This window comes from Methanomicrobium sp. (assembly GCF_055145805.1).
Genome location: NZ_JBSREC010000079.1, coordinates 1 through 7,387, shown reverse-complemented (window position 1 = coordinate 7,387; position 7,387 = coordinate 1). Strand labels below are relative to the sequence as shown.

The window sequence follows — 7,387 nt, the reverse complement described above, 5'->3', positions numbered from 1 at the left end:
ACGCATAGGCATTGCAAATCCGCCGCAGACAACATCGCCCAAAACGTCGTAGACGATGACATCGCCGTATAGGGCGTTTAATTTTTCAAGAAGCTGGAATGTTGCGATAATCCCGCGACCGGCACACCCGACACCGGGCTCAGGCCCTCCTGCCTCAACGCAGCGGATGTTATTATAACCGGTATAGACAACGTCTGATATGTTCAGGTTTGCCTCCCCCTTCCCCCTGATTAAATCGAGGACTGTTGGTATCCATTCCCCGTGCATTAACATGCGCGTGCTGTCATGTTTGGGATCACATCCAATCTGGAGAATATCAAGAGATTTTTCTGAAAGGGCAGCGGAGAGGTTCGCTGAAGTTGTGGATTTTCCTATTCCTCCCTTGCCGTAGAGGGCGATCTGTTTCATTGTTGTAATATTGTTTGTTTTTTAAAGGGAATATGGTTGTCGGGTATCTATTATGTGTTTACCCAAAAACCCCTTCCAGATACGCTTTTGTCCTTTCATCCTTCGGATTATTAAACACCTCGCTGGCAGGTCCATGCTCTATAATTTCTCCAAGGTAGATGAATATCACATAATCTGCAATTCTTTTTGCCTGGCGGAGAATATGGGTTACAAATAAAATTGTATAATCCTCTTTTAAACTGATAAGCTCGGTTTCAATATGTTTTGCGGAAATTGGGTCAAGTGCGGATGTTGTCTCGTCACATAAAATAATTTCGGGTTCAATTGCAAGAGTTCTTGCAAGACACAATCTCTGCTGCTGGCCCAAAGAGAGTTTTGTTGCCGGGTCTTTCAACCTGTCCTTTACCTCTTCCCACAGGCCGACTGTCTTCAATGCGTCCTCAACTATCCTGTTTAAAGCCGCCTTATCTCTGGTGCCATGAATTTTCGGTCCATATGCCACGTTGTCATATATCGACATGGGAAGAGGATTTGGAGACTGCGCAATCATTCCTACATTTTTTCTAAGCTCGGTAACATCTGTATCCCTGCTAAGGATATTTTTATTGTCTATTAGTATTTCACCCTCAAAACTGATATCTTCAATCAGGTCATTCATCCTGTTAATACTTTTAAGCAGTGTGGATTTCCCGCATCCTGAAGGGCCGATTATTACAGTTATCTGATTTTTCGGAATTTCTACATTTATATCCTTTAGGATTTCATTTGAGTCAATACTAAAACAAAAATTATTAACCCTGATTTTAGCAGAATCTGAGTTATCTGACGACATATTTCATAAATCTCCTTGATAATATCCTTGAAACCGCACTTAACAACAGAACAATTACGAGAAGAACAATTGCAGATGCATATGCCCTCTGTTGAACTTCAGGAATAGGTGTTGACAGCTGGAAAAATATTGCCAGAGGCAGTGTTGCAACAGGGTCTGCAAGTGATGTGGGAATTGAATCTGTATATCCTGCTGTAAAAAGAACAGATGCGGCATCTCCTATTCCTCTCCCAAATGCCAGAATTACTGCTGTTAATATCCCCGGGAGTGCCTGTCTTGTAATTACATGAATTAATGTTTCAAGCCTTGTTGTACCGAGTGCAAGCGATGCCTCTTTTAATTTAAGGGGCACAGTCTGCATTATTTCATCCATTCCCCTTGTAAGAATCGGAGTTATAAAGACTGCAATAGTGATTATACCCCAGAATAAAGATGCCCGGGCACCAACCTCAATCATAATAAGGAATACAAAAACACCATAAATTAATGATGGAATTCCGGTTGAAACCTCAAGAATCATCCTTATGATTCCCGGCATACGTGATTTATCTGAGTGCTGGTTCAGATATAGAGCCATTGGAAGACTTAAGATAAAAGCAATAATTATTGCTCCAATTGAGAGGTATAATGAACCGACAATTGCATTTAAGATCCCTCCTCCGCCGCCGAGATAATAACCTCCTTTAGGAACCTCTGTTATCATCTCAAGTGACAATGAAGGAGCACCTCTTATGATTACGGTTGCAAATACTGCGAAAAGGCTGCCGATTACAATTGTCAATGATAGAACCATAACTGATTTAAAAAATTTCTCCTCAAGAGTCCGTTTGTTAATCATGCAACTCTCCTTTTAATTTTAATAAGAACGTATTTTGAGATAATGTTGAAAATAATAACCATTACAAAGAGAATAAGTGCAGCGAACATCAGAGCAGAGTCGTAAATTGGAATGGACATCATCTCGCCGTAATTATTCGCAATTAAAGCAGGTATCGGGTATGCAGGGTCAAAGACAGATGTCGGGACTTTGGCAACATTTCCGACAACCATCAAAACAGCCATGGTCTCACCGAATGCCCGGCTGAATCCAAGAATTATAGCAGCGATAATTCCGGGGTATGCCTTTCTTAAAACAACTTTTTTTATTGTTTCCCACTGATTGGCACCAAGTGTTAATGACGCCTCACGCATCTCGGCAGGGACTGTGCGTAATACTTCATAACTAACTGAGATCAATATTGGAAAAACCATTATTGAGAGGACAAAACCGCCGGCCAACACACAATAACCTGAACTTGAAACACCTGCCATAGGGGCAAGATAATCCCTGATTAAAGGAACAATTAGGAGAACTCCAAAAAGACCAAAGACAACAGATGGTATTCCTGCAAGAAGATCAATAAAGGGCTGAATAATCTTCCTTAATTCTGGATGGGCGTATTCTGAGAGGTAAACTGCTGAAAATATTGATATTGGAATTGAGAAGAGCATTGCAAGAGATGTGACCCATATTGTGCCCATAATAAAGGGATAAAATCCGAAATCACCTGCAAGGGGTTTCCATGACGATGAGAAGATAAGATCTGTTATCGGATAAAGAGACAGAATCTGTTCTGAGTGAAGCAACAGTAGTGCAAATATTCCAATTAATAAAAATGAAATTATGATTGCAGGAATCTGCATTAATTTTCCTGCAATATTATCTGTCAGATCTCTTCTTTCCCTTTTTGAAGAGATTCTGTATTGACTAAATACTCTGTTCTCATCGGAATTCATACAATACTTCCGAATCTCTTTATTTTATTTTTAATAACTCTTCTGAATTTTTTTCATCAGATAGAGGAAGATAGCCATTTTCAGGTACATATTTCTGACCGTCAGTCATTATCCAAAAAACGAAATCCTTTGTAGCTCCCTTAAATTCAGTAAGTGTTACAAGATTAAGATCCCTTGCCGGGGGGGACGGATATTTTCCTTCGGATATTGCTTTTATAAGTTCATCCCTTGTATCATAGAAATCCTCTTCAGGGTCAATTACGCCGTTATTGTTTATATCCAGAGGAATAATCTCAATTCCTTCAATAGGAAGTCCTGTATTGAAATCATATGCAAAGTTGATATTGTTGTACCCGACACCGAGGGTATCGGCTTTTACTGCCTCTGCAACACCCGGATCGCCGTTAACACCTGTTCCCTGAAGATCTTCCTGTTTATACCCCATAAACTGTGCCCAGACAGATGCAGCCCCACATGCGTCAGATCTTGTATAGACATTTACTTGATCATCTGATTCAACTCCGGAGTATAACTCTCCCCAGGATTCATATTCTGCATCAGCATAAAGTTTCTTAAGAGTAGAGGAACTAAATCCTTTTTGCTTAATTTCAGAAATTATCGGGTTGTCTGCATTAATTGTCCCGACAACTGCATCTTTTGCAACTGATACCCAAACTGCGCCTTTCTCTTCCTCTTCCGGATAAATTTCTCTTGATACCATTCCAATATCAACCATTCCTGACAGAGCATCAGTCATACCCTTTCCTGCACCGCCTGCGGAAATATCAATTTTCACATCAGGATTTATTTTATTATACTCTTCACTCCATGCAATCATCATTGGATAAAGAGCAAAAGCGCCGGAAATTGTAATTTTACCCTGTGAATTTTGATTTCCTGAATCTGTACAGCCTGTGAATGCAACAGCTGAAATAACCATTGCAAGTAATGCAATAATAAAAATTTTGTTCATTTTCATTCCTTATAAATTCATTTTTGTTGAATATTATAAAAATATATTGGAATGTTGCCAATAGTGTATTGGTAGTATATTGGTTATTGGTCTCCAAAGAAATAGTTTATTGCAACATACAACCAACATAAAATTTAACAAATTGAAAATGTGGTGTTCATTTGCCTCTGATTGACTCTAATGAAATAGCTTGTATAGAAGAGACTGCAGTAACTGTAAGGTCCTACAGGCGCAGGACAACAGTTCCTTCTAAAATATTTAAACTTTTAAATATTGAACATGGTGATTCATTAAGATGGGTTGCCTTAAAAGACGGCACTGTATATATTACTAAAATTGAAGGTGGAAGAGAAACAGATTCAGAGGAAAAAAGCGATGGATGAAGATAATCTACCTCAGATGCTTAAAGAACTGATAAATATCTCGAGAAATGCAGGGGAGATTATTTTAACACATTACAACAGTTCAAAAACTGATATTGTGTATAAGGATGACAACTCGCCTCTGACAAAAGCAGACCTTGAATCAGATGAATACATTGGCAAATGTCTAAAAAAATCATACAATATCCCAATAATATCCGAGGAAAATTACCCTGAATACAGTGTCAGAAAGGATTACACAGAATTTTTCCTTGTAGATCCTCTTGACGGGACAAAGGAGTTTATCGAAAAAAACGGTGAATTTACAGTAAATATTGCTTATATCAAAGATAATAAACCTGTCATGGGAGTTATATACGCACCAGTGCCTGAAATCACATATTTTGCGGCAGAAAATTACGGTTCATATATGGAAGATGAGAAAGAAAGGAAAAAACTTCCGTTTGCTGAAATAAAAAATTCTGTTTTGACTGCTACAGGAAGCAGAAAACATAGCACGACTCTGGACTCTGAGTTTATGAAGATGAACAATATCCAAAACATTGTCCCTGCAGGCTCTTCACTTAAATTCTGCAAAGTCGCAGCGGGCCTTTCTGATATTTACCCCAGATTTCAGGGTTCAATGGAATGGGATATTGCGGCAGGTCATATCATTGCAAAAGAGGCAGGATGCAGTTTAATTGACCTAAAAACTCGAAAAGAACCGCATTATAATAAAGAATCGCTTTTAAATAATTATTTCGTTGTTTTAAAGAAGGGAATGGATATCAAATCTATAAAGATACCTGATATTATGTGAGTTGTGTTCTATGGCAGAAGAAGGATTTACAATATGGTTTACAGGGTGGTCAGGGGCAGGCAAGACTACAATTGCAATTGCTCTTGAAGAAGAACTTAAAAAACTAGGCATAAAATATGTCCAGAGGCTTGATGGGGATATTGTAAGGGAAGGCCTCTGCAGTGATCTCGGTTTTTCAAAGGATGACCGGAATGAAAATATTAAAAGGGCATCATTTGTTGCAGAACTGCTTTCAAAAAACGGTGTTGCAACCCTTGTTTCATTTATATCGCCATACATAAACCTGAGGACACATGCAAGAGAAAACTGTCATAATTTTATAGAAGTATATGTTAAATGCGACAGGGAAACACTGATTGAAAGAGACGTAAAAGGTCTTTACAGGCAGGCAATTGAGGGCAAAATCCCTGAGTTTACAGGCATCAGTGATCCTTACGAAGAACCTATAAATCCCGAGATAATTTTGAATACAGCAGAGGAAAGTATCCCTGAGTCTGTTAAGACCGTTATTGAATACCTAAAAAATTATGGATACATATGAGGACTTCCATGGATAAAAAAGAAGAATCATACCGGCTTTCAAATTTAAAAACACTTGAGGCTGAAAGCATCGGGACAATAAGAGAGGTTGCAGCAGAGTTTGAAAACCCTGTAATGCTGTATTCAGTTGGAAAAGACTCATCTGTAATGGCACATCTGGCAATAAAAGCTTTCTATCCTGAAAAAGTTCCTTTTCCTCTCCTGCATGTTGACACAGGATACAAATTTCCGGAGATGTATGAATTCAGGGATTATTATACAAAAAAGAATAACCTGAACTTAAGAGTCTCAAAAAATGAAGAAGCATTGTTAAACGGAGTAAACCCGATATCACTTGGAACAGTAAAATGCTGTGCCGAACTTAAGACAAAAGCGCTTCTTGATGCATTAAATGAAGGAGGATATGATGCAGCGTTTGGAGGCGCCAGAAGGGATGAGGAAAAATCCCGGGCAAAAGAGAGAGTTTTTTCATTCCGTGATAAATATGGGCAGTGGGATCCTAAAAATCAGAGGCCTGAATTGTGGAATATATTCAATTCCAAAATAAACCCAGGAGAATCAATCAGGGTCTTTCCTCTCTCAAACTGGACTGAACTTGATATCTGGACTTACATATATTATGAAAATATCGAGGTTGTTCCTCTTTACTTTGCAAAAATAAGGCAGGTTATTGAGAGAAACAATCAGCTTATTCCGGTTTACACAGATGAATATTCAGAAGAGATCACAGAAGTGATGTGCCGTTTCAGAACGCTTGGATGCCACTACTGTACAGGTGCAGTCAGATCTGATGCTGATACTATGGAAAAAATAATAGAAGAGATGATGATTGTAAGAAATTCCGAGCGTATAACAAGAGTAATCGATCATGATCAGGACAGTTCCATGGAACAGAAGAAAAGGGAGGGATACTTTTGAAGAGCCCTGAATCAATAATTGAGAAGAATCAGAATATTGATCTATTAAGGTTTGCAACCGCAGGTAGTGTTGATGACGGGAAATCAACTCTCATCGGGAGGCTTTTGTATGACTCCAAATCAATATTTGAGGATCAGTTAAGCTCAATTAAGGATTATTCAAGAATACACAGAAATCAGGAGATTGATTATTCTCTCGTTACAGACGGACTTAAATCCGAGAGAGAACAGGGAATTACAATCGATGTTGCATACAGGTTCTTTTCGACTCCTAAAAGGCGTTTTATTATCGCCGATTCTCCCGGACATGAACAGTATACAAGAAATATGGCAACAGGGGCATCAAATGCTTCATTATCCCTAATTCTTATTGACGCCAGAAAAGGTGTTGTGACACAGACCAGAAGGCATACGTTCATCTCCTCACTTCTTGGTATCCGGCATTTTGTTGTGGCAATCAACAAGATGGACCTTGTTGATTATTCTGAAGAGGTATATGAAAAAATTGTAAATGATTACAGGACATTTTCGGACAAACTCTCAGCTGAATCAATTTATTTTATTCCGATAAGCGCTCTTAAGGGTGATAACGTAATTGAAAACAGTAAAAAAATGCCCTGGTATCAGGGCTCTCCTCTCTTAGATTATCTTGAGAATGTCAATGTATCAGGTGGACGAAATTTAATTGATTTTAGATTCCCAGTCCAGTATGTAAACTGGGGCGGGAAAAATTTCAGAGGCTACTGTGGGACTATAGCC

General features: G+C 38.7%; 10 protein-coding genes. 5 read left to right on the top strand and 5 right to left on the bottom strand.

The annotated features are described in order from the left end of the window. The 5 genes from ACTB1O_RS07340 to ACTB1O_RS07320 form a co-directional block, all read right to left on the bottom strand. A partial coding sequence (locus ACTB1O_RS07340) for an AAA family ATPase (protein ID WP_462994487.1) occupies nt 1-408 on the bottom strand: 408 nt, incomplete at its 3' end. A gap of 58 nt (nt 409-466) precedes the next feature. After that, nucleotides 467-1,240, bottom strand: coding sequence for a phosphate ABC transporter ATP-binding protein PstB (gene pstB, locus ACTB1O_RS07335; protein WP_462994486.1), 774 nt, complete (start codon nt 1,238-1,240; stop codon nt 467-469). Next, the gene (gene pstA / locus ACTB1O_RS07330) at nt 1,227-2,078 is read right to left on the bottom strand and encodes a phosphate ABC transporter permease PstA (RefSeq protein ID WP_462994485.1); all 852 of its coding nucleotides are present in this window, start codon (nt 2,076-2,078) and stop codon (nt 1,227-1,229) included. Before pstA ends, pstB begins: the two co-directional genes overlap by 14 nt. Beyond that, nucleotides 2,075-3,016: a phosphate ABC transporter permease subunit PstC gene (pstC, locus tag ACTB1O_RS07325; RefSeq protein WP_462994484.1), complete on the bottom strand. Its 942-nt coding sequence runs from the start codon at nt 3,014-3,016 to the stop codon at nt 2,075-2,077. Before pstC ends, pstA begins: the two co-directional genes overlap by 4 nt. Before the next feature lie 19 nt (nt 3,017-3,035). Continuing rightward, nucleotides 3,036-3,989: a PstS family phosphate ABC transporter substrate-binding protein gene (locus ACTB1O_RS07320; protein ID WP_462994483.1), complete on the bottom strand. Its 954-nt coding sequence runs from the start codon at nt 3,987-3,989 to the stop codon at nt 3,036-3,038. A gap of 161 nt (nt 3,990-4,150) precedes the next feature. On the opposite strand from ACTB1O_RS07320, the gene ACTB1O_RS07315 reads away from it, so the two are divergent. The 5 genes from ACTB1O_RS07315 to ACTB1O_RS07295 form a co-directional block, all read left to right on the top strand. Next, nucleotides 4,151-4,372: an AbrB/MazE/SpoVT family DNA-binding domain-containing protein gene (locus ACTB1O_RS07315; RefSeq protein WP_462994482.1), complete on the top strand. Its 222-nt coding sequence runs from the start codon at nt 4,151-4,153 to the stop codon at nt 4,370-4,372. After that, nucleotides 4,365-5,171, top strand: coding sequence for a 3'(2'),5'-bisphosphate nucleotidase CysQ (gene cysQ, locus ACTB1O_RS07310; protein WP_462994481.1), 807 nt, complete (start codon nt 4,365-4,367; stop codon nt 5,169-5,171). The genes ACTB1O_RS07315 and cysQ overlap by 8 nt, the downstream gene beginning before the upstream one ends. 10 nt (nt 5,172-5,181) lie before the next feature. Further along, nucleotides 5,182-5,712 carry an adenylyl-sulfate kinase gene (gene cysC / locus ACTB1O_RS07305; protein ID WP_462994480.1) on the top strand — a complete coding sequence of 177 codons (531 nt, stop codon included), beginning with the start codon at nt 5,182-5,184 and terminating at the stop codon, nt 5,710-5,712. 8 nt (nt 5,713-5,720) lie between these two features. Further along, nucleotides 5,721-6,629: a sulfate adenylyltransferase subunit CysD gene (cysD, locus tag ACTB1O_RS07300; protein ID WP_462994479.1), complete on the top strand. Its 909-nt coding sequence runs from the start codon at nt 5,721-5,723 to the stop codon at nt 6,627-6,629. Further along, nucleotides 6,626-7,387 (top strand): sulfate adenylyltransferase subunit 1 (locus tag ACTB1O_RS07295; protein ID WP_462994478.1); only part of this gene is annotated, 762 nt, incomplete at its 3' end. The genes cysD and ACTB1O_RS07295, both read left to right, overlap by 4 nt.

Bases quoted from the DNA above. Each gene is read 5' to 3' on its own strand.
- cysC (WP_462994480.1), top strand. From the start codon at position 5,182: ATGGCAGAAGAAGGATTTACAATATGGTTTACAGGGTGGTCAGGGGCA.
- cysQ (WP_462994481.1), top strand. From the start codon at position 4,365: ATGGATGAAGATAATCTACCTCAGATGCTTAAAGAACTGATAAATATC.
- cysD (WP_462994479.1), top strand. From the start codon at position 5,721: ATGGATAAAAAAGAAGAATCATACCGGCTTTCAAATTTAAAAACACTT.
- pstA (WP_462994485.1), bottom strand. From the start codon at position 2,078: ATGATTAACAAACGGACTCTTGAGGAGAAATTTTTTAAATCAGTTATG.
- ACTB1O_RS07320 (WP_462994483.1), bottom strand. From the start codon at position 3,989: ATGAACAAAATTTTTATTATTGCATTACTTGCAATGGTTATTTCAGCT.
- pstC (WP_462994484.1), bottom strand. From the start codon at position 3,016: ATGAATTCCGATGAGAACAGAGTATTTAGTCAATACAGAATCTCTTCA.
- pstB (WP_462994486.1), bottom strand. From the start codon at position 1,240: ATGTCGTCAGATAACTCAGATTCTGCTAAAATCAGGGTTAATAATTTT.